This window comes from Fenollaria sp., from assembly GCF_057222035.1.
The window spans coordinates 25,606-48,121 of record NZ_JBXXYC010000008.1 but is presented as its reverse complement, the minus strand read 5'-3'; the positions used below and the strand labels follow the sequence as shown (position 1 = coordinate 48,121).

Sequence of the window (22,516 nt, the reverse complement as noted above, 5' to 3'; positions counted from 1 at the left end):
CAATTTATGTAGTATAATATAAGTGGAGTGGTATGTATGAAGAAAAAATTTATACTCTTCTTATGCCTTTTCTTAATTTTATTTACTAGCACAAATCTATGTGCAAAAAATTTAAACAGTAAATTTAAGAAGAGTGCCGAAGAGCTTAAGTCATACAATATAATACAAGGTGATTCATCAGGTGATCTGATGCTTGATAAGAATCTTAAGAGAGAAGACCTCATAGTTATACTATCGAGGCTTATGAACGATGAGGAAAGGGCTAAAAAGTTTAGCTCTGAAACAAAGTTTACTGATCTTAAGAGTGCGAGCAAAGTCTACTTGCCTTATATCAACTGGGCTGTGTCAAATGGCTACATACACGGCATAACTAAAGATAAGTTTGGTTATGGCACTTTTGTTACTGTTAGGCAGTATCAAGCAATACTACTTAGGATACTTGATTATTCATCTGAGGCAAAAAAGTGGGACATGGTCTCTGACTATGCAGTGACTTATGGTCTTATGGATGGTCTTGATCTAAAGCCTGATGATTATCTAAATCGTGGCGAGATGGCTTTGATGACTACGAACGCACTAAACACTCCAAAAAAGGGTTCGACACTAAATTTGTTAAAAGTTTTAAACTTAAAAAGATAATTTGAAATTTTGGTCAAGCTTAATTGCTTGGCCTTTTTTATTAGCGAAAAATATTTTTAAAATTATCATCAGATAATATTAATAAAAAAAGAAGAACAATTATAAACTGTTCTTCCATATAATAAATATACTATTCTTTATAAGCGTAATAATAAAATGTTATTAGTATCATGCCGCCCACGATATTACCTAGCGTAACTGGAACTAAATTGTGAAGCACGGCTAATATATCACATGTGCCGCTAATCATCATAGCTATCGGTAAATAAAACATATTGGCAACGCAGTGCTCGAAGCCGCATATAATGAATATTGCAACTGGAAAAGCTGATGCAAAAACTTTTGCTGTTATCTCTTTACTTGCTGTAGCAAGCCAAACTGATAAGCAAACTAAGATGTTGCAGCCAATTCCTTTAACGTAAAGCTCTAAAAATCCTTGTGATGTCTTTGCATTATAAATATTTACAAAAAGCTCTTTTGTTCCATCTGATAAAATATTTGAATAAAATACTATAGCTACAATTAAAAGTGCTCCGATAAAATTATATAAATATACTTTTAGCCAATTGTATAATAAATTACCAAGTTTTGTTCTTTTATCAAGTGTTGCGCCAAACATGAGTATATTGCCTGTGAATAATTCTGCTCCACCAACAACTACAGCTACTATGCCGATGGTGAAGGTTAATCCGACAAGTATTTTTGTGATTTGCGGGTTAAATCCTTTACCAAGATTGTTCACTATAGTTGATGAAACGCCACCAAATGCTATATACATACCTGCTAATACACCTAAAAAGAACTGCGCTCTCGTCTTAAGCTTAGTCTTATTGACCCCATTGGCCAAGGTCATGGACAGTACCTCTTTTGGGCTGAAATTTTCTTTTTCCATAATTTTACCCCCTACGCTTATATTATACAAGCATAGAGGGCTTTAGTCAAGATTATAAATTTTCTTTTAAGAAATCTTCTACCTTTTTTATTGCTTCTTCTTCGTCTGCGCCTTCAATTATAAACTTGATTGCCTCGCCTTGTTTTGCTTGTAAGCCCATAAGTCCTAAAATTGATTTAGCATTTACAATTTTTTCTCCTTTAGCTACTTTTACATCGCTTTTTATAGCTGCTAGTAATTTTACAAGTAAACCAGCTGGTCTTGCGTGTATACCTATTGGGTCTGTGATTGTGTATTCGAATTCTTTCATTTTGTCCTCCTTACGAATTTATTATTCTATCCTTTAATTCAAGTATTTGTCCAGGATTAACAGATAATTTATCAAATTTATTTTTTATATAAAACTCAGTTAAGTCTGGGTCGCTGCCAAGCTCGCCGCAAACACTGATCTTGACGCCGTTTTTCTTTGCGTTAGCCGCAGTCATCTCCATAAGTCTTAAAATCGCTTTATGATGAATGTCTCTGTGTCTTGCTATCTTTTCATTTTGTCTATCAACTGCAAGAGTGTATTGAGTTAAATCGTTTGTGCCTATACTGAAAAAGCTTACTTCCTTTGCAAGATCATCACTGATTATGGCTGCTGCCGGCGTCTCAATCATGATGCCTACTTCAATATCTTCATTGAATGGGATATTTTTTTCTTTTAGCTCATTAAATATTTCTTTAATAAGCTCTTTTGCTTTTTTCACTTCCCAAACGTCATTTATCATAGGAAGCATAATCTTGATATTGCCATAATGAGATGCTCTGATTATTGCTCTTAGCTGAGATTTGAATAAATCCGTATCATCAAGGCATATCCTTATCGCTCTATAGCCAAGAGCTGGATTTTCTTCTTCAGGTAGATTTAGGTAATCAACTTTTTTATCCGCACCTATATCAAAGGTCCTCACGATAACTTCTTTGCCTTCCATCGCTTCAGCAACGTATTTATATTCCTTAAATTGCTCTTCTTCAGTCGGAAGCGAGTCTCTGCCAAGATATAAAAATTCTGTTCTAAATAAACCTATGCCCTCTGCGCCATTTTTAATTGCAAGCGGCAAGTCCTTTGAATTGCCAATGTTTGCGTAAACACTTATATGTGTTCCGTCCTTGCTAATGGCTTTGGCAGTTTTTAATTTTTCAAGCTCTAATTTTCTTTTTTCTTCTTTTTCTATTCTATCTTTGACATCTGCGAGTAATTTTTCATCTGGATCAATGATTAGAGCGCCTTCATATGCATCGAGCATGGCAGTTTTGCCATCAATTGATTTATCAAAAGCGCTATCAAGATTCACAAGCGAAGCTATGTTCATGGACTTAGCAAGTATCGCTGTGTGTGATTGTGTTGAACCCTTTACTGTGACTATCGCAAGTAGCTTATCCTTGTCAATGTTTAGCGTTTGACTTGGCAATAAATCTTCTGCGTACAAAATAACTTTTTCTTCAAGTCCCTCGTTAAATGAATTTTTGATGCCTAAGATATTTTTAATAAGTCTTTGAGATATATCTTTTATGTCCTTAGCTCTTTGACTAAAATATTCATCGTCCATACTATTAAAAATTTCATAAAATTTTTCTTCAGCAAGACTCACTGCATAAGCGGCACTATCTTTTTCTTCGTTAATATTTCGTCTAATTTCATCTTGGTACTCAATATCATCGATCATCATCTTATGCACTTCAAATATCTGAGCCTCTTCTTCACCCGCATCTACTTTTGCTTTTTCAAATAATTTATCTAGCTCATCGATTGATTTTTTTACTGCTGCATCTAATTTATTGATTTCACTAGCTGTATCATTAATTTTTTCTTTGCTAATATTTATCTTTTCATCAGAGAAAACTTTTATCTTGCCTAAAACAAGACCTTTATTAGCTATAGTTCCTTTAATTGTTTTCATTAACTCCACCTATTTTTTTGCCTCTTATATATACATCGATTATGTTTAAATCTTTATCAACTACAACAAAGTTAGCGTATTTGCCTACTCTTATGCTGCCATATTTATCATAAATACCAGCTTCTTTGGCTGAGTTAACAGCAGCTGATTTAACAAGCGATTCGAATGGAACGCCGATTGAGTAAGCGTATCTAATGCAGTCAAATAAATTACTTGCGCTGCCAGCTATAGTTCCCGACTCAAGTGTAGCCTTCTTGCCTTTTACATAAACATCTTGACCGCCAAGGCTGTATTTGCCGTCCGAAAGGCCAGTTGCCATCATAGAATCAGATATTAAGATTACTCTGTCGTCGCCAAACATCGCATATATCATCCTTATTACTGATGGATGTATATGAACGCCATCTGTTATGAGCTCAACCATGACCTCAGGGCTGTCAAAGGCTGCTCCGCACACACCAGGGTTTCTGTGCTTGATATCATTAAGCGCGTTAAATAAATGTGTTACCGATCTTGCTCCTAAATCAAAGGCTTCAAGTGCAGTGTCATAGTCACAATCAGTATGGCCAACTGATATAACTACCTCATCAGCTCTTTCTTTGATGAATTCTTTTGCTCCATCAACCTCAGGCGCTATAGTGATCTTTTTTATTCTATTATTAGAAAGTTTTTGATATTTGTCAAAATGCTCAAGACTTGGCATAGCTAAGTACTTAGGGTTTTGCGCACCGATCTTGTCCTTGGATATATATGGTCCTTCCATGTGTACGCCAATAAACTCAGCTCCCTTAGTTCCATCGTATTCGCCAATCGCTTTGAATATTCTTTCTAGCTCTTCATCTGCCAAGGTCATAGTAGCTGGAATGACTTGAGTAACGCCATTTTGCGCTTCGTACTCACATATTGCTTCTATAGACTCTTTTGTACCATCGCAAAGGTCCTTACCCATTGCGCCATGAAAATGTATGTCAGTAAGTCCTGGAATGATGTAAGCGTCTGAATAATCTTTAACGATGTCATCATTACTATAAACAGTGAATATCTCTTCATTCACTGCAATATCCTTTCTAATAAATTTACCGTCGCAGTAAACATTAGCCCCTTTTATAAGCATAGTAACACCTCCCTGATATTTTATACTTAATTATAAGTATGCTTATATTCATTTTACAATAAATATAGTATTTTTGCAAACTATTTTTTAATAAGTATTTTTAATTTCGTAAGAATGTGGTATAATATAAATAATAATAGTAATTATTATTTTAATTTTTATTAAGGAGGTCATTATTATGATGAAAAAACTTCAAAATCTAGGTAAGGCTTTGATGCAACCAGTAGCTATACTTCCAGTTGCTGCTCTACTAATGGGTATTGGTTATTGGATTGACCCAACAGGTTGGGGTTCTAATAGCATTATCGCAGCATTCTTAATCAAGACTGGTGCAGCCATACTTGACAACTTAGGAATTATTTTCGCAGTAGGTGTTGCTTATGGTCTATCTAAGGATAGGAACGGTGCAGCAGGACTTTCTGGTCTAGTAGCATTCTTAATAGCAACTACACTTCTATCAGCAGGAACAGTAGCTATATTCAAGGGTGTTGATGCATCTGAGCTAGCTTTAACTGACGGCTGGCAAAAAATGAACAACGGAAACGTATTCGTTGGTATCATCTCAGGTCTTGTAGCTGCATTTGCATACAACAAGTTCTATCAAGTACAACTACCAGATGCATTTGCATTCTTCAGTGGTAGAAGACTTACTCCTATCATGACATCATTATTCATGATTATAGTATCAGCAATACTTTACTATGTATGGCCAATACTATTTAGCGCTCTAGTAGCTTTTGGTGAAGGTATTGAAAGCTTAGGTGCAATAGGTGCAGGTATTTATGCATTCTTCAACAGATTATTAATACCAACTGGACTTCATCACGCACTAAACTCAGTATTCTGGTTTGATATCGCTGGTATCAATGATATCCCTAACTTCTTAGGCGGAGCAGCTTCTCTAGAAGCAGGAACTGCTGTTAAAGGTGTAACAGGTATGTATCAAGCAGGTTTCTTCCCTGTAATGATGTTTGGTCTACCAGGCGCAGCTCTTGCTATGTATCAAGAAGCTAAACCTGAAAAGAAAAACGTTGCTAAATCATTATTAGTTGCAGCAGCATTCGCATCATTCTTCACAGGCGTTACTGAACCTCTTGAATTTGCATTCATGTTCTTAGCACCAGCTCTATATGTAGTTCATGCATTATTAACTGGTATTTCAGTTGCCATCGCAGCAGCTTTCCATTGGACAGCAGGCTTTGGTTTCTCAGCAGGTTTTGTTGACTACTTCTTATCATTAAGAAACCCAGTTGCTAACAATCCTTGGATGTTAATCCCACTTGGACTAATATTCTTCGTAATCTATTACCTAGTATTTAGATTCTTCATTAGAACATTCAATCTAAAGACTCCTGGTAGAGAAGATGACGACATTGAAGCAACAGTTGATACAGCTTCAGCTAAGAATGACTTTAACGAAGTGGCTGCCATCATCATCGAAGGTCTTGGCGGAAAAGAAAACATCGAAGACATTGACTACTGCTCAACTAGACTAAGAACTAGCCTTGTTGATGGAGCAAAAGTTAACGAAGCAAAGATTAAAGAAGCAAAAGTTTTAGGTCTTATCAAACCTGATAAGGATTCAATCCAAATCATTATTGGGCCACAAGTTCAATTCGTTTATGATAAGATTCACGAAAATATTGGTAAATAATTTAAAATAATTACTATAGGGACTCCGATTAATTTCGGAGTCTTTTTTTATATGAAGATTCTTGTTTAAACGCATAAAAAAGACGGGCACACTCACCCGTCTTCTTACGTTTATAAGTTTATTTATTTTTCTAAATAAGCTTTTAATAATTTTTCAGTATTGTCAATCGCTTTTATATTTGTTCTTTCGATATGATGTGATGCATCTGTGCCAACGCCTATGCAAGCAAAGTTTAGATTAAGTCCAGCGACTGCTCCTAGTGAACCGTCTGAGCCATATCTTTGATGAACATCTATAACGTAGTCAATTTTATTTTTTATCGCTAAATCTTCAAGCCTATCTCTAAAATCGATTGGATAAGGTGTTCTTGAATCTTTTGCAACAATTGTTACCTTGTCTTCAGCTGAATTATTTTCATAACTAACTATACCTATATCAAGAGCAAGTACTTCGTATGCATGCTCTGGCACATAGCTTATGCCATGACCAAGCTCTTCAAAGTTTGTGAAATAGAACATTGTATCGCATGCTAGCTCAATATTTTTCTTAAGAACTTCTTCCATCACATAGATCATGATGGCAGCGTGTATCTTGTTATCGATGAAGCGTGATACTAAAAAGTTTTCTGTTACTCTTGTGCGCGGCTCAAAAGCAACGAAGTCTCCAACATTAATGCCGCTTGCTAAAGTTTCTTCCTTTGAAGAACTTTCAATATCAAATCTTATTTCAGTCGAGTGTCTTTCTCTTGGAAGAGTCTTTTCTCTTTCATCCTCCATAGTGTGAACGCTAGCCTTGTTAGGTAAAACTGTTCCAGTAAATACGCCCTTCTTAGTATAAGTTCTAACTAGTTCTCCCTCAAGCGATGCGTACATAAATCCGCCAATATTTTCAAATTCTGCCCTGCCGTTGTCTTTTACTTTTGAAACGATTCCGCCAAGTGTATCAACGTGAGCAGTTACTATTCTAAGCTTAGATGAATCTTTTCCCTTCAATATAGCATAAAGAGCATTCTTATTTGTTTTTTCTAAGCTTAATTTTCCTTTAAAATGCTCTTCTATATAAGTATTCACCATCTGACACATGCCCGATGGTGAATCTATTTTTAATAATTTTTCTGCTATATCGAGAATTCTTTTATTCGACTCCTTCATAGTCTTCTACTTCGTAGCCAAGGTCTTCGATAGCCTTTTTAGCCTTTGCTAAATCGAATTCTTCTTTGCTTTCAATATCAACATGACCTGATGCAAAATTAGCTGTTACTACATCAATCTCATCAAATTTTTCTAAAGCTTTTTCAATAGCTTCGCTACATCCTTCACATTTCATTCCGTGTACTTTTAAAATTCTTTTCATTACTTAATCGACTCCTTATAAATTGAATTTATGGATTCTTCCATATGTTTATTAAATTCTTCATCTGTCATGCTAGCCTTTGCTCCTTCAGTTAGTGCTCTTGAGAAGGATGCAATGACTCTGTGGTTTCTGCCAAGTCTTTCGTTAGACTCTTCTCTTGAGTATCCGCCTGAAAGTGCAACTATCCTTAGAACGTTTTCATAATCATATAATGGTAAGTATAGATTATCTTCTTCAGGTAGTGTTAGCTTTAACATGATGAAGTCATCTTTAGCTAATTTTTCTATATTTTCTTTTAATTCGTTTAATAATATTTTTTCGATTTCGCCCTTATATTCAGCATGTATGTCAACTTCTGGTTCTATGATAGGAACAAAACCTTTTGCGATGATTTTCTTAGCATAATCAAATTGTTGTTTAACTACTTCTTTTATGCCTACACAGTCAAATTCTTTTATAACTGATCTCATCTTAGTACCAAAGATGCCTCTTTCTTTTGCTCTTTCAAGAAGCGAGTCAAGCTTAGTCATCTCTTTCATCACTTGAACGCCATTTTCAAGATCCGCTAGACCTTGATCAACCTTAACGAATGGAAGTATTTCTAATTTGTTCCATAGGTAATCAGCTGTCTTCATCCCATCGATCTCTCTATCGATAGTTTGTTCAAAAAGTATTGCTCCAAGTATATGGTCCTTGTTAAAGCTTGGTGCCTTGATGATTCTTGTTCTCATTTCATGAACAAGTTTAAACATTTCATCTTCTGATGAATACTTGTCCTCATCAATACCATATAGTCTCAAAGCCTTTGGTGTTGATCCACCACTTTGGTCTAAGGCGGCTATGAAACCCTTTCTGTTTCTAGCGATGTCTAGTTTTTTACTATCCATAAATTTCCTCCTCAATTATATTTCTATTTATATCTTAATCTTAGTGAGTTCGTTACAACGCATACTGATGAGAACGCCATCGCAGTTCCCGCAAGCATCGGTGTTAATAGGCCTAAGATGGCAAATGGTATGCCAACCACATTATAAAAGAAGGCCCAGAATAAATTTTCTTTGATAATTTTCATGGCTGCTCGTGAAAGCTCAAGTGCTCTTTGAACGCCACTAATGGAGTTATTCAAAAGACTTATATCGCTCGCTTCTAAAGCAACATCTGTGCCTGAAGCGATTGAGTAGCCAACATCTGAGCTTGCTAAGCTTGGTGCGTCATTGACACCATCGCCAACCATGGCAAGTTTTGCACACGTTTTTTTAATCTCTTCAATTGCTTTTAATTTATCTTCTGGAAGAAGTTCTGCTCTAAACTCATCTATACCAAGTTTTTGAGCTACGTTCTTAGCTACAATATCATTATCCCCTGTAAGCATATAAGTTTTTATGCCCATGGACTTAATTTTAGCAATGGCTTCTTTACTGTCACTTCTTAAACTATCTTCAATCGCAAAATAGCTTACAGCTTTTCCATCTATTGCCATGACTATGACAGTAGCGCCCTCATCCAAAAGTTCTTTCATCAAAGCTTTGTCATAATTTATGCCAAGCTCATCAAAATATCTTTCGTTTGATAAAATTATTTCTTTGTTATCAAGTTTTGCGCGAACGCCCTTTGAGTGAATCGCTTCAAATTCATCAGCTTCATGATATTCAATGCCCTTATCTTTAGCAAATGATGATATCGCCTCGCTTATTAGGTGCTCTGATTGATTTTCAGCGCTATAAGCATATCTTAAAATATCTTTATCGCTAATATTTGAAGTATTGATAAATTTTGTAAGAGATAATTTTCCCTCAGTTAATGTACCTGTCTTGTCAAAACAAACCGCATCAACTTTTGCATTTGCTTCCAAAACTTCGCCTGACTTGATTAGTACGCCCGATTGAGCTGCTCTGCCTGTCGCAACCATGATGGCTGTAGGCGTTGCAAGACCCAAACTGCATGGGCAAGCGATAACCAAAACGCTTATCGCATTAATGATGCCTGTGTTAGCGTCCTTAAATATAGTATAAATCAAAAATGTCAAAAATGCAATAGCCATTACCGACGGAACAAAGATGTTGGCAATCTTGTCTGCCATCCTTTGTACCGGTGCTTTCGAGCTAGCCGCGTCGTCAACCATCCTTATGATATTGGCAAGCGTTGTATCTTCGCCAACTTTAGTGACCTTAAACTTAAAAGTGCTTGGTCCATTGACAGTTGATCCTATAACTGCCTCGCCAATCGTTTTATTCACAGGAAGACTCTCGCCAGTTATCATCGCTTCGTTGATTGACGCTTCTCCTTCAGTGATTACGCCATCTGAGGCAAGTCTTTCGCCCGGTCTAACTAAGACAATGTCATCTATCTCAAGCTCATCTATGCTAATGGTTTTTTCTTCTCCCTCTCTAATTACAGTCACTTCGTCAACTTTTAAACTTTGTAATTTATCAACAGCTTCATTAGTCTTGGCTTTTGCCTTTGCTTCCATAAGTTTACCTAATAAAACTAAGGTGATAATTACTGCTGATGATTCAAAATATAAATGAGGATTATCTATAAACATATTGTAAATGCTATATAGATACGCAGCTGTCGTTCCCATAGAGACAAGTACGTCCATATTAAAAGTTTTGCTTCTTAATGAACTTATTGCGCCTTTATAAAATCTGTGCCCACCAAAAATTTGAACAAGCGTTGCAAAAGCAAATTGCCATCTGGCATCTGCGTAAAACACTTGTATATGTGCCATGTGTAAAAACATTACTGAAAATAATGGCAGTGCGAAAATTAATGAGATTAAAAAATCGCGTTTAAGTGTTTTTATCTCTTTTTCTCTAAGCTCTCTCTCCTTTTCTATATCGCGGCTTTCTTGATAGTAGCCAGTAAAACCCGCTCTTGAGATGACAGCCAATATATCATCACGAGAAATTACATTTTCGTCATAAATTACTCTCGCTCTATTTGACGATAAATTTACATTGGCTCTTGATACGCCATCTTGCCTTGATAAAACTTTTTCAAGTCTTGCTGAACAAGCAGCACAGCTCATTCCTTGAATTAAAAAATTGTCTTTCATATAATCACCATAATTATTATACCCAATTTTGTGGTATAATATCAATATGAAAGGACGTGATGATATGGACGCAATAGAAATGCTATTGACAAGAAGAAGTATAAGAAAATTTAAAACTGATGAAGTGCCAAAGGATTTGCTTGAAAAAATAATCGAGTGCGCAAAGGCTTCACCAACAGGTATGAATAAACAAGAAAGACTTTTTACTGTTGTGACTAAAGAAGATGATATACAAAGATTGGCTTCCGCCATTGCAAAATCACTTGATAGAGATGATTATCACATATATTATGCAAAGGCCTTGATCATAGTGACTGTGCCTGAAGATTTAAAATTAGGCGACGCAGACACATCAACTGCTATGCAAAATATTTACTTAGCATCTCACGCGCTTGGACTTGCTTCTGTTTGGATCAATCAATTAAGAGGCAATAAAGATGAAGGCGTAAGAAAAGTTTTATCTTCATTTAAAATACCAGAAAATCACATTTCTTATGGTATGATGGCTATAGGCTACGCTGATGAAGTTCCTAAAGCAAAAGAAAGAACAAAAAAGGTAGTTTATCTATAATGAGAAAGAAAATTGGTTTTATTAGCGACACACATGGCGGCATAGACGAGACGCTTAGAGCATTTGAAGTGCTTAAAGACTGTGAAATTATATATCACTTAGGCGACGTTTTATATCACGGACCAAGAAATGCTCTTCCAAGTGATTACAATCCAAAGGATTTAGCAGCGTATTTAAAAGAACGTGATAATATTATTTACGTGCGTGGCAATTGTGACAGCGACGTCGATCAGATGGTTACCGATAAAGATCTCACACAAAAAGCTCGTATTACAGATATCAATGGACTAAAGACGCTTCTTATTCATGGCTACGAAGAAACAGAATTTGCTAGAATAGAATACGCCAAAGAATCTGGAATCAAGATGATAGTTACTGGTCACACACATATAAAAGTTTTAGACGTAAAAGACGGAATAATCTTATTAAATCCTGGCTCAACAACTATACCAAAAGATGGCAAAGCATCTGTTGCCATGATGGACGACAAAAAAATTATGCTCATAGATATTTATACTGGAGAAATATTAAAAGAATTAAAATACTAGATCAAAAAAGAAGTCTACGTTTAAATTACGCAGACTTCTTTTTCTTTATTAAAAATTTTAGAAAAACCATTAAATTAATTACTATAAAAATTATTATTATAATATTTTTAAATAGCTCTATGTTCATATCTATATGCATCGCATCTCTTAGTTCGTACATAGTTCTCATAAACTTGCCAAAAAATAAAATCAATGCTATAGATATAAATTCTATAATTAAAAAGACTTTTTCATTTGCTCTGTCTATAAATAGTGAAGCTATAGCCGCAAGTGCAATAAAAGCGTAGTATATATGCCTTGAATGCACCCTCATATCAAGCCAAAGGCTTAAACTAATAAGGCTTGACACAATCGATGCGGCTAAAATCCCGACTACAATTGCAAGGAGTAAATTAAAGAATTTTTTCAACTATTTTACTGTGTATGTGATTGCTACTGGAGTTCCATCTTCTGGTGCTTTGTCAGCATCTACAGAAAAAGAAACTTCTTTTGTTTCTTCGATAGCACCTAGAGGGTATTCGCCGTTACTTGTGATACCTACGAAGCAAGAGTCAAGACAAGAGATACAGCCAGTATTGTATTCCTTTGATGGATCAATGTTTCCTGAGAATCTCATGTCAATAGCTTTTCCGTTAGAATCTTTAACTACATCATCAATACCTACTGAACCTTCGTGTCCAGCCCAGCATAAAGTTACTTCAAGCTTGGAACCTTCTGATTTAGTAGTAGATGCGTTATCAGCTGTCATGTTATTACCTGCTTCTGCACCTACTTCTACTAATGCGTTGTAAAAGTCTGTTGGTGATACGTATGATGAGAAGATTGATTTGTCGCTTAACTTACCATCTTTACAGATAACTAAGTGTCTTGTAGCTTCTGTTTCAAATTTTCCGTTGTACTTAGTGTAGATTGTTACGCTCTTAGCATCTTTATCCACCTTTAGTGGATTTTCTTCTGTAACGCCATTTAATGTTGCATCGTCGCAGCAATCAGCATCTTTATCATCTGTTTTTTCATCTGTTTTTTCTTCTGTATCAGTTGTATCAGTTGTTTCAGTTGATTCAGCTGTCTTAGTTTCTTCTGGTTTAGTGTCTGTTTTTGGTCCGCAAGCTACTAATAATAATGAAACCATCAATAGCATTGCTAAAAATTTAATTTTTTTCATTTCTTTTTCTCTCCTTTTATATAGGCTTTCTAAAATTAACACATATATTATTATAACACTAATACATGTAATTTATTATTGAAATGTTTTATAGTTTTTTATGCTTTTTTATAAAATTATCAATATTAAATTAAATCTTGCTATTAATGCGCAGAAAAAAGGACTCTTACGAGTCCTTTTAAAATTTATTAAGATCTTTTGAATATGTCCATTACCTTAGATATAACATTTTCAGCAAAGCTTTTTGATTTCATCTTCTTGTCGTAGATAGAATCTTTTACATTGCCTAGTATGCCATTAACGGCTGAATAAGCGTTGTTTGCTGTGTTTGAAACTTGCGATGTAATTCTATTAACAGTACTAATCGCGCTATCGGTAATACCCATAGCTGTATTTGTTAATCTAGAAACATCTGATGTGACACCGTTTATGTTGTTCATGATGCCAGCGATATTTGGTCGTACGTCGTTAACTAATCTACTTACATCATCAGTAACGCTCTTGATGTTTGGTCCAAGATCTCTAACAAGATCCTTTGTTTCAAGTGTTATATCTTTTATATCTGGTCTTATGTCATCAACAAGTCCATTGACATTACAAGTAATGCCGTTTACATTGTTCATCACTTCAGGAAGTTTAGCTACTGTTTGTCCGATGTTAAGTCTGTTTTCTTCCATCATGTTCTTCATAGTGCTAATTGATGAAGCAATTTTAATGAATAGATAAGCTAATGAACCTAGTGCTGCTATGCCAAAAACTATCAGCACACATTTTAATATATACATTGCGTCCATTATATCACCTATTTCACAATATTCTTAAATGCGTTTTCTACATCCTCTTTAATTTCTTTAGCTTTGTCTACTGCTTCATCTTTTACATTTTCAGCAGCATCTTTAGCTTCATCAATCTTTTTATTTGCTTCATCTTTTAGTTCGTCAGCCTTTTTAGCCGCTTCGTTCTTTAATTCTTCAGCTTTCTTAGCTGCTTCATCTTTAATTTTGTCAAAATCTATGCCCATATTATCACCTATTTCTTAGCCTTTTCTACTTCTTTTTCTACGTCCTTTTTAACGTCATTAGCTTTCTTTTCTACTTCTTTCTTAGCATCGATAGCCTTATCTTCAGCTTTGTCTTTTAGTTCTTTTGCTTTGTCAACAGCTTCGTCTTTAAGTTCTTCAGCTCTTTCTGCTGCTTCTTCCTTAAATTCTTTAGCTTTTTCTAAAGCGCTTTGACCTAGTTCTTTTGCTCTTTGAGTAGCATTAGCAATGCCTTCTCTCATGTCATTATAAGTTTCTTTGCTCTTTTTAGCGATCATCTCTCTAGTTTCTTCACCGCTTCTTGGTGCAAATAAATAACTAGCTACAGCACCTGCTGCTAATCCTAATAAAGTTCCCATGGCAATGTTGCCAGCGTTCTTCATTCTTTCTTTTCTTTCTTCTTCTCTTGCTTTTGCTGATATGAAATCAAATAATCCCATAATATCACTCCTTTTTAATATTTTGCTATTATTTATATACCCAATAATATTAAAAGATAAACAAAAAGAGAAACTAATAAAAAATTAGCTTCTCTAAAATTTTTACTTATTATATTGTAGTCTATATAAATCGTAATAAAGTCCCTTCTTGTCAAGAAGCTCTTGATGTGTACCCTCTTCTCTGATTGTGCCGTTCTTGATGACGATTATCTTGTCGACGTGCTGTATAGTCGAAAGTCTATGCGCTATAGCGATGGATGTTCTTCCTTTTATAAGTTTTTTTACTGCGTCTTGAATTAATAGCTCTGTCTCTGTATCGATGTTGGCTGTTGCCTCATCAAGCACAAGTATCTTTGGTTCATAAACCAAGGTTCTCGCAAAACTTAAAAGCTGTCTTTGACCTGACGATAGTGTCGACGCTCTCTCCATAACAGCTTCATCGTATTTACCAGGAAGTTTTTGTATAAATGAATCAGCGTTTACATATTTTGAAATTTTAATAATTTCTTCGTCTGATATATCTTTATTGAGCTTGATATTGTCTCTGATAGTTCCTGAGAACAAGAAAACATCTTGCAAAACGACTCCAATGTTCTTTCTTAAATCTTCTTTTCTTACGTCCTTTATGTTTATGCCATCAATTAATATCTCGCCCTCATCTATATCATAAAATCTTGTTAATAATGATATGATGGACGTTTTACCTGAACCAGTTGGCCCAACAAAAGCAACTGATTCACCTTTTTTGATCTTAAATGAAATATTTTTAAGAACTGGCTCGCCTTTGATGTAACTAAAACTAACATTTTTAAACTCAATCTCGCCTTGAACATTATCAAATGGCACTGGATTTTCAGGATTTTTAATCTCGCTCTCATCATCAAGTATTGCGAAAACTCTTTCAGCTGAAACCATTGCCGATTGAGTGATATTATATTTTTCAGTTAAGTCCATGATAGGCACAAAGAATTTCTTTAAGTAGTCAATAAATAAATATAACATACCAAAATACATTGTCTCGTTCAAAACTTCTTTTGCGCCGAAGTATATAAGGCTTGCTATGGCTATGTTTCTGATGATATCAATCGCCGGTCTATATATTGAGAATATCTTGACCCTTCTAAGCATAGTGTCTCTGTAGTCAGCGTTTGCTTCATCAAACTCTCTATTTATTTTATTTTCTTTACCAAAAATATGGATTAGTCTCATACCAGAAATATTTTCACTTAGTTTTGAATTGATTAGTGATAATTTTTTTCTTGATAAGGCAAGTATCTTTCTAATTTTTCCTCTAAAATATATTGATATTGCAAATATAAATGGCAGCGTGATAAAACTTAGTATACTTAGTTTTAAATCCATCGACATCATAAATACCATGATGCCCGCAAGCATGAATATATCTTTAAACAGTGTTATCATAACATCTGTATACATCTCCGCCACAGCTTCGATGTCATTGGTTAGTCTTGTGGTTAATCTTCCGATTGCGTTTCTATCGAAAAAGCTTAGTGACCTTGATAAAACATGATCAAATACTTCTGTTCTCATGCTATATATCATTTTTTGCGATGCTATGGTAATTGACATCGTTTGCAAATAATCAAGAACAAAAGTTAATATCACTGCTAATAAAAATATTAAGCTTAATTTGTTAATAGCTTTGAAGTCTTTATCTCTATAAGCCTTAAACTCAGCGCTTGATACTTCATATATTGCTTTTTTATTCTCATCACCTGATTTATAAAGATATGCCCTTTATCATCTTGTCTTAGATGAAAAGCTTCTTTGTTTTCATATTGAGCTTTTTCGTCTTTCTTTAAATCTGTCTCTCTAATGAAATAATGAAGATCATTTGACATATTTTCTTTAGTATTTTCAATCCTGATAGTTTTTTCAGTCGCCTCAGGGTACTCATACATCTTAATTTTTTCAATCTGTATGTGCTCATCGATGGCAACTTTGATTAAATATGGGCTTACTAGAGCTAAACCAGTTAGCGCAACTATCATCAAGAATGTTATTACTAACTGAAATGTATATGGCTTTGCGTATGAGAGCATCCTTCTAAAGGTGTGTTTGGAATTTTTGCCTTGATAAGCGATATCGTCTATGTTTCTTTCCATTATTCATCACCTCTATTTATCTTTTGCTCAAGTAATTGATCTTCATATAATTTTTCATATCTGCCGCCAAGCTTAACTAGCTCATCGTGTGTGCCTCTCTCAACTATAGCTCCATCCTCGATAAATAGTATTTCATCAGCATCTTGTATAGTTGAAACCCTATGTGAAATGATGATCTTTGATACATGTCCTTCATCTTTACTTAAATTTTCTAATATTTCTTCTTCAGTTTGTGTGTCAACAGCAGATAAAGAGTCATCCATGATTAAAACATTCTTTTCTTTTGCCAAGGCTCTCGCAATAGAAACCCTTTGTTTTTGACCTCCAGATAAAGTTACTCCTCTTTCGCCTAAGATAGTGTCAAAACCATCTTTAAAGTCCATGACATCGTCGTAAACGCCAGCTATCTTTGCATATTTCTCAATCATTGCCATATCAAGCTCTTCTTCGTAGTGAAACTCAATATTTTCCTTAACAGTTTTTGAGAATAAAAAGTCATCTTGAGGCACATAAGAAATATTTTCCCTTAAAGAATTGAGCGTAAGGTCCTTAATATTGTGACCATCAACAAGAATTTCTCCCTGATCAACATCATATAGCCTTAGTAAAACGTTCACAATACTTGACTTGCCGCTACCAGTTCTTCCGAGTATGGCAAGTGTTTTTCCCGGCTCAATCTTAAAGCTTATATCTTTAAGTGCATAAGGAAGATCTTTAGCGTATTTGAATGAAACATTTTTAAATTCAATCTCGCCTTTGATATTATCAAGTTCAATAGCATCAGCTCCATCAACTATTTCTGGCTGAGTTTTGAAAATATTTGTAAGTCTATCCATGGATGCGGCGCCCTTTTGCATGAAAACTATAACCATGCCAAGAGCTCTAGCTGGCCACATCATTAGTCCTAGATAAGCGTTAAAAGCAATAAATTCGCCTAAAAGCATAGTGCCCGCCATAACTTCTTTTGCTCCGAAGAACAATAAGAAAAGATAGCTTAAATTGCTTAAAACTTGTATAAATGGGTTGAAAAAGCTTTGTAATTTGGCTAGTTCAATGTTTTTGTCATAATACTTTTGATTTTCTTCTCTAAATAATTTTTCATTCTCTTCTTCTTGTCCAAAGGCTTTAATAATTCTAATTCCAGAAAAATTTTCTTGAGCTCTATCAGTTATCTTGCCGTATTGGGCTTGAACTGCTTTGAAGTGTGAGTGAATGACTCCGCCAAATCTTGTTACTAATAATATAATTAATGGTATTGTGAATAAAACTTTTGATGCAAACAAAACATTTGTAGTCACTATCATCATAATAAGGTTTAGTATAAGTAAAAAAGTTGAGTCGATAAACATGATGATACCCTGGCCAAGAGTCATCCTAACAGCGTTGATGTCGTTTGTTGCAAGACTCATTAGGTCACCTGTTTTGTGCGTATTAAAAAAATTTTGAGAAAGACTGGTTAATTTCCAAAAAAAATCTTTTCTCAAATCATAGTCAACTCTCATTGAGTTACCAATAATGAAATTTCTCCAAAAATATCTCGCTACAGCAACCATCAGTCCTGTTACTATGGTTAATATGGCATACTTAGTCGCCGAGGCCATAGTCAAAACTCCCCTTTGATAATCGTTTGCGAAGTACTTAAGTATTTGAGGTATGTACAGCTGAACAACGTCGATGAACAGTAGGAAGAATATCCCTAATATGTAACCCCACTTGTACTTTTTGAAATATTTTAAAAGAGGTTTTAGTGATTTAAACATAGTGCGCCCCCTTTGCAAATGTTTTTTTCATAAATTTTTTAAATATTTCGTGTCCCTAAATATATTATATCACTCCTTGATTCTTTGTCAAGGAGTGATATCAATTTTATTTTATCAATTTTACAAATGTATTGGATAAGGTCTTCTCTTCTTATATATATATAAATATTTAAAACCTTTCTCTTTTAGATACTTTTCCGCATCTTTTATACCATAAGCAAGATCTTCTTTATAATGAGCATCTGAGCCAACTGTGATCAGCTCTCCTCCCAAGGATTTATACATATCAAGTATATCATCTTGTGGATGAAAGCTCTTCATATCAAAGCGAAGCGCAGCCGTATTTATCTCCAAGGCTTTTTCTTTATCAATAAGCACCTTTAATATCTCATAAACAATTTCCTTAGCTGCATCTGTAAACTTATATTCAATGTCTTTGTATTTATAGTATCTATCAATAAAGTCTATGTGAGCAAGTGAGTCGAAGCTATTAAAATTCTTCAAAACCTCTAGCATCTCTGTGTAGTAGCGCACTTGACCAGCTTCATAATCTTTATCAAAGCTCTTTTCCCTAGAGAAAATTCTCTCGCCATCTATGCTGTGAATTGAACATAAAATGAAATCAAATGGATTTTTGCTTAATTCATCATACTTATCAATCAAGCCAAGCTGAAGACCAAACTCAACTCCTTTTAAAACTTCTATCTCATTTATGTATGTGTATTTTAATTTATTTATCTCTTTAATATAGTCCTCAATATTAAAAAGAACGTTTTTACTTTTATCTTGGTCAAGCGATAGGTCTATGTGATCAGTAAAGCAAATCGCTTTCATGCCCATCTTTATAGCCTCTTTGACCATGTCCTCCGGCGGAACCTTGCAGTCAACTGAAAAATTTGAATGCAAATGAAAATCGTACATCTATGCCTCCTATAAAAATTTATCTTTTAAATTATTCCAATAATTATTCTTTGAAAATACTATTCTATATATTTTCTTATAGCTCATATCTATCTCAATAGTCTTAACATCTTTGAAAATGACTTCTTCACCATCGTTAAGAAGTACTATCTCGCCTTCATATCTCTTCTTTGGCTCAAGTCTAACTATAAAATTTGGTGGTATGACTAATGAGTTTTGTAGTGATCTAAAAGCCTTCGAGTTTATCGGCGCAAGTGGCGTCATTTGAAGACACTCAAGCTTCGGATGCACTACGCTTCCACGAACTGAGTAGTTATACGCAGTGCTGCCAGCTGGTGTTGATACAATGAGTCCATCGCCAAAAAATCTTTCTAAATGATCAGAATTTATAAATACATCAAGCTCAACTGCCTTTGAATAATTTGCCTTGACAACCATTTCATTAACAGAAAACAATCTTTCTGAGCCGCCTTCATAAGTAACGTTTGTCTCGATTAAGTGTAATGACTCTTGCTTAAAATCTCCTGCGATATAGCTTTCTACAAATTTATCGACATCGTCAATTGAAAGCTCTTGAAAAAAACCTAAGTGACCAGTATTAAAGCCAAGAAAAGGCACTTCAGGAAAATCATTTTGATGAACATTTCTTAAAAAAGAGCCGTCTCCCCCTATTACGATAGAAAGTTCAGCGTCTTTATTAAAATCTCTTGAACAAATAAAATTATTCGCATGAAGTTTATCTTCAAGCTCTAATAATATTTTTTTGCTAAGTTCATCGTCTTTTGCAAGTATATTTATAATTCTCTCACTCATTTCGTCACCTCTATAATAATTAATTATACAACAAAATTAGTATTTTTTCAATGCATATAGGCCTTTACTTGTAAAACTTGTGAAAATATAATATAATTATTCTGGTGATACAATGATTAACGATGAATACAATATTAGCTTTGTCGCGAACAAATCTTATGATAAGATAAGTGATATGATTGATGAACTTAAAATTTCAAAAAGACTTTTTAGGCGTTGCTACTTAAATAAAGATATATTTGTGAACGAAAAATTTAGGCGCAAGGACCTTCCAATTGCAAAAGGCGAAATTTTAAGAATATACATGCCCGAAGAAGAGACTGAACCTGATAATTTTAAGTGCGATATAGATATAATTGACGAAACAATTGACTACATGGTCATAAATAAAGAGAAAAATATTCTTGTTCACGAAACAAAAAATAATCAAGGCAACACTCTTTATAATGCACTGATAAATTTATTTCAGTCACGCGGCATAAAAAGGCGTGTTCGCCTTGTCAATAGGCTTGACATGAATACAACTGGACTTATGGTGATTGCAAAAAATCCATTTGCCCACTATAGTCTTATGCAAGAGATGGAAGATGGCAGCTTTAAAAAGAAGTATCACGCTGTGGTTGACGGCTCTTTTCCTTATGATGAGATTGCAGTAGAGAAAAATATCAAAACTGATGAAGCTGATCATATAAAAAAGAAGATTTGCGCTGACGATGAAGGTGATTATGCAAAAACCATATTCAAAAAAGTAAAAGTGGGTGAAAAATTTTCTATAGTCGAGGCTGAGCTCATCACAGGAAGGACGCATCAGATAAGATTGCATCTAGCTTACTTAGGGTTTCCAATAGTTGGCGATACGCTTTATAACAGCAAAACTTATGATGGCGTGGATAGGCAGCTGCTTCATTCCTTTGAAATAAGTTTTAATGATCCAAGAACTAATGAGGAAAGACACTATGAAGTAATTGACCACGCTGATATAATAAAATTTTCTAAAAATTTTGTGTAAATCACTTGCATTTTAAAAATATTTGAGATATAATATATTTAAGATATCCTGTAGTGCGCGCTTTTCATATTAATTTAACCGACAATAATAATATGGGACCGTGATTTTTTTGCAATCGATAATATGCCTTAAGTGGACATTAGACGTTGTGAATAACGAACCCACCTCGTATATGCGGGGATAAATTACTTATGAAAAACGGCACATAATGGGATTACATAGTAAAAGGTCAAGCAATTGCTTGACCTTTTTTACGTGTATAAGATTTTTATTCCTAAAATATTTTCTTATCAGAATGTTTTTCATCTATAGCATTTCTATAAACGCTTCGATTCTTGTATTTAATTGGCCCAAGTCTGAATCTGAATAATCAGTTTCTACTTGGATATAAGGAGTTTCTTTTTCTTTTGTGACAAAGTCTCTAATTGTCTTTGTTTCTACTTGAAATGGTGTGCACGCTTGTAAGTGCATATCAATAACACCTTCGACTTTATAATCATCTATCATTCTAGATAATAAATTTAATCTCGGTGTATTAGGGCTAATACATGCGCAGCCAATATTTAGATACTTTTTAGCAAGTGCATCATATATATCCGGATTGTCTAAATCAACGTTTTCGTCAATTGCCTTAGCTCCCCCACAATTTTCATAAGCAACTACAATTCCGCCGTTATTTTCAACAGCTTCGATAACTTTTTCAGTCGCTCCACCTATTGGGCAGCCTGTGATAAGTATTCTTTTTTTGCCTGTGATATGTTTATTCTCACTAAATATCTTTTCTTTAAGTTTTTTAAGCTCATCAGGTACAGCCTTCTTATCAAATTCAAATTGCACTCCATTTAAGACGTGCCACAAATCTAAACCCATGATAGGAAGTTCATCGGCCTTCATTATTCCATAAAAGTCTTTAACTGCACTTCTCTCAGCATTTTTAATTACAGTTGCTTCTCTAAGTTTTTCTTCTGTAATCTCTACGCCAAATTCTTTTGATACAAATTTAGCAAGTTTTTTTATCTCAGCCGTCCACAATTGAAGGCTCTCAGCGGATCTTTTTTGTGGAAGCTCCATAACATAAACATTTTTTATTTCGCCTAAGTACTCATACATCTTCTTCTTGCCGTCGCAAGTAGTTTCTCCGACTATAAGGTCTGAGAAATAGAAGAATGGGCACTTATCTGTTATGGCAAAACCATAGCTTGCTTTTATAAGCGGACAAAGATTTGTCGGTAAATCTCTTTCAGCATCTTTAATTGTTTCATCAGATGTCGAGCATAATGAAACAGATGTTGCTCCTGCTGCAAGAGCTATCTCTTGAGGGAAAAATGTGCAGAATATACCTATGACTGGTATATTTTTATCCTTAATCTCTTTTACTTTTAAAAATGATTCTCTTCTCTTATCTTTAAATTCATCAAAAATCTCGGGTAAATCTTTTCTAATATTAATCACGATTGTCTTCCTCTCTTTA

Annotated in this window: 24 protein-coding genes and 1 other RNA gene; 6 read left to right on the top strand and 19 right to left on the bottom strand. The window is 34.5% G+C overall.

Going from position 1 to position 22,516, the window contains the following annotated elements; all coding sequences use genetic code 11:
* Positions 1-36 precede the first annotated feature (36 nt).
* Entirely contained in the window at positions 37-639 is a 603-nt protein-coding gene (locus AC2UOP_RS06565) for an S-layer homology domain-containing protein (protein WP_484833067.1), read from the top strand.
* 130 nt (positions 640-769) lie between these two features.
* Here AC2UOP_RS06565 and AC2UOP_RS06560 read toward each other — a convergent pair whose 3' ends face one another.
* The 4 genes from AC2UOP_RS06560 to nagA are packed head-to-tail and all read right to left on the bottom strand — an operon-like array spanning position 770 to position 4,588.
* Positions 770-1,531, bottom strand: a complete 762-nt coding sequence (locus AC2UOP_RS06560) for a formate/nitrite transporter family protein (protein ID WP_484833066.1) — start codon at positions 1,529-1,531, stop codon at positions 770-772.
* A gap of 52 nt (positions 1,532-1,583) precedes the next feature.
* Positions 1,584-1,841: an HPr family phosphocarrier protein gene (locus tag AC2UOP_RS06555; RefSeq protein WP_085839405.1), complete on the bottom strand. Its 258-nt coding sequence runs from the start codon at positions 1,839-1,841 to the stop codon at positions 1,584-1,586.
* A 10-nt stretch (positions 1,842-1,851) separates the two neighbouring features.
* A complete protein-coding gene (gene ptsP, locus AC2UOP_RS06550; RefSeq protein ID WP_484833065.1) occupies positions 1,852-3,474 on the bottom strand; it encodes a phosphoenolpyruvate--protein phosphotransferase in 1,623 nt (540 codons plus the stop codon).
* Complete coding sequence (gene nagA, locus AC2UOP_RS06545; protein WP_484833064.1) at positions 3,461-4,588, bottom strand: N-acetylglucosamine-6-phosphate deacetylase; 1,128 nt, start codon at positions 4,586-4,588, stop codon at positions 3,461-3,463. Before nagA ends, ptsP begins: the two co-directional genes overlap by 14 nt.
* Positions 4,589-4,766: 178 nt before the next feature.
* Between nagA and nagE the strand changes: the two genes are divergently transcribed.
* Positions 4,767-6,242, top strand: a complete 1,476-nt coding sequence (nagE, locus tag AC2UOP_RS06540; RefSeq protein WP_484833063.1) for an N-acetylglucosamine-specific PTS transporter subunit IIBC — start codon at positions 4,767-4,769, stop codon at positions 6,240-6,242.
* A gap of 122 nt (positions 6,243-6,364) precedes the next feature.
* On the opposite strand, the gene AC2UOP_RS06535 is transcribed toward nagE, so the two are convergent.
* The 4 genes from AC2UOP_RS06535 to AC2UOP_RS06520 are packed head-to-tail and all read right to left on the bottom strand — an operon-like array spanning position 6,365 to position 10,653.
* Positions 6,365-7,393, bottom strand: a complete 1,029-nt coding sequence (locus AC2UOP_RS06535; RefSeq protein WP_484833062.1) for a zinc-binding metallopeptidase family protein — start codon at positions 7,391-7,393, stop codon at positions 6,365-6,367.
* Positions 7,377-7,595, bottom strand: a complete 219-nt coding sequence (locus tag AC2UOP_RS06530; protein WP_106018647.1) for a heavy-metal-associated domain-containing protein — start codon at positions 7,593-7,595, stop codon at positions 7,377-7,379. The genes AC2UOP_RS06535 and AC2UOP_RS06530 overlap by 17 nt, the downstream gene beginning before the upstream one ends.
* Positions 7,595-8,482, bottom strand: a complete 888-nt coding sequence (locus tag AC2UOP_RS06525; protein ID WP_484833061.1) for a fructose bisphosphate aldolase — start codon at positions 8,480-8,482, stop codon at positions 7,595-7,597. The genes AC2UOP_RS06530 and AC2UOP_RS06525 overlap by 1 nt, the downstream gene beginning before the upstream one ends.
* Before the next feature lie 23 nt (positions 8,483-8,505).
* Positions 8,506-10,653 carry a heavy metal translocating P-type ATPase gene (locus tag AC2UOP_RS06520; RefSeq protein WP_484833060.1) on the bottom strand — a complete coding sequence of 716 codons (2,148 nt, stop codon included), beginning with the start codon at positions 10,651-10,653 and terminating at the stop codon, positions 8,506-8,508.
* A gap of 64 nt (positions 10,654-10,717) precedes the next feature.
* On the opposite strand from AC2UOP_RS06520, the gene AC2UOP_RS06515 reads away from it, so the two are divergent.
* Entirely contained in the window at positions 10,718-11,224 is a 507-nt protein-coding gene (locus AC2UOP_RS06515) for a nitroreductase family protein (RefSeq protein ID WP_484833059.1), read from the top strand.
* Positions 11,224-11,772: a phosphodiesterase gene (yfcE, locus tag AC2UOP_RS06510; RefSeq protein ID WP_484833058.1), complete on the top strand. Its 549-nt coding sequence runs from the start codon at positions 11,224-11,226 to the stop codon at positions 11,770-11,772. Before AC2UOP_RS06515 ends, yfcE begins: the two co-directional genes overlap by 1 nt.
* Positions 11,773-11,797: 25 nt before the next feature.
* Here yfcE and AC2UOP_RS06505 read toward each other — a convergent pair whose 3' ends face one another.
* The 10 genes from AC2UOP_RS06505 to AC2UOP_RS06460 form a co-directional block, all read right to left on the bottom strand.
* Positions 11,798-12,181, bottom strand: a complete 384-nt coding sequence (locus AC2UOP_RS06505; RefSeq protein ID WP_129587541.1) for a hypothetical protein — start codon at positions 12,179-12,181, stop codon at positions 11,798-11,800.
* A complete protein-coding gene (locus AC2UOP_RS06500; RefSeq protein WP_484833057.1) occupies positions 12,182-12,937 on the bottom strand; it encodes a YdjY domain-containing protein in 756 nt (251 codons plus the stop codon).
* A gap of 188 nt (positions 12,938-13,125) precedes the next feature.
* Positions 13,126-13,731, bottom strand: coding sequence for a hypothetical protein (locus AC2UOP_RS06495; RefSeq protein ID WP_484833056.1), 606 nt, complete (start codon positions 13,729-13,731; stop codon positions 13,126-13,128).
* A gap of 8 nt (positions 13,732-13,739) precedes the next feature.
* The gene (locus AC2UOP_RS06490) at positions 13,740-13,958 is read right to left on the bottom strand and encodes a YtxH domain-containing protein (protein WP_085839394.1); all 219 of its coding nucleotides are present in this window, start codon (positions 13,956-13,958) and stop codon (positions 13,740-13,742) included.
* 8 nt (positions 13,959-13,966) lie between these two features.
* Positions 13,967-14,416 carry a YtxH domain-containing protein gene (locus AC2UOP_RS06485; RefSeq protein WP_070600319.1) on the bottom strand — a complete coding sequence of 150 codons (450 nt, stop codon included), beginning with the start codon at positions 14,414-14,416 and terminating at the stop codon, positions 13,967-13,969.
* 102 nt (positions 14,417-14,518) lie between these two features.
* Positions 14,519-16,042 (bottom strand): ABC transporter ATP-binding protein, encoded by a 1,524-nt coding sequence (locus AC2UOP_RS06480; protein WP_484833055.1) that lies wholly within the window; start codon positions 16,040-16,042, stop codon positions 14,519-14,521.
* Positions 16,043-16,062: 20 nt separating this feature from the next.
* Complete coding sequence (locus tag AC2UOP_RS06475) at positions 16,063-16,542, bottom strand: hypothetical protein (protein ID WP_484833054.1); 480 nt, start codon at positions 16,540-16,542, stop codon at positions 16,063-16,065.
* Positions 16,542-18,302, bottom strand: a complete 1,761-nt coding sequence (locus tag AC2UOP_RS06470) for an ABC transporter ATP-binding protein (RefSeq protein WP_484833053.1) — start codon at positions 18,300-18,302, stop codon at positions 16,542-16,544. Before AC2UOP_RS06470 ends, AC2UOP_RS06475 begins: the two co-directional genes overlap by 1 nt.
* Before the next feature lie 120 nt (positions 18,303-18,422).
* Positions 18,423-19,223, bottom strand: coding sequence for a histidinol-phosphatase HisJ family protein (locus tag AC2UOP_RS06465; protein WP_480020894.1), 801 nt, complete (start codon positions 19,221-19,223; stop codon positions 18,423-18,425).
* A gap of 9 nt (positions 19,224-19,232) precedes the next feature.
* Complete coding sequence (locus AC2UOP_RS06460; protein WP_070600329.1) at positions 19,233-20,036, bottom strand: NAD(+)/NADH kinase; 804 nt, start codon at positions 20,034-20,036, stop codon at positions 19,233-19,235.
* Between the two features lie 112 nt (positions 20,037-20,148).
* Here AC2UOP_RS06460 and AC2UOP_RS06455 point away from each other — a divergent pair, with 112 nt between their 5' ends.
* Positions 20,149-21,045: an RluA family pseudouridine synthase gene (locus tag AC2UOP_RS06455; RefSeq protein ID WP_484833052.1), complete on the top strand. Its 897-nt coding sequence runs from the start codon at positions 20,149-20,151 to the stop codon at positions 21,043-21,045.
* Positions 21,046-21,087: 42 nt separating this feature from the next.
* A non-coding RNA gene (gene ssrS / locus AC2UOP_RS06450) (6S RNA) lies at positions 21,088-21,264 on the top strand.
* A gap of 87 nt (positions 21,265-21,351) precedes the next feature.
* On the opposite strand, the gene AC2UOP_RS06445 is transcribed toward ssrS, so the two are convergent.
* Positions 21,352-22,494, bottom strand: coding sequence for a double-cubane-cluster-containing anaerobic reductase (locus tag AC2UOP_RS06445; protein ID WP_484833076.1), 1,143 nt, complete (start codon positions 22,492-22,494; stop codon positions 21,352-21,354).
* Positions 22,495-22,516: the final 22 nt, after the last annotated feature.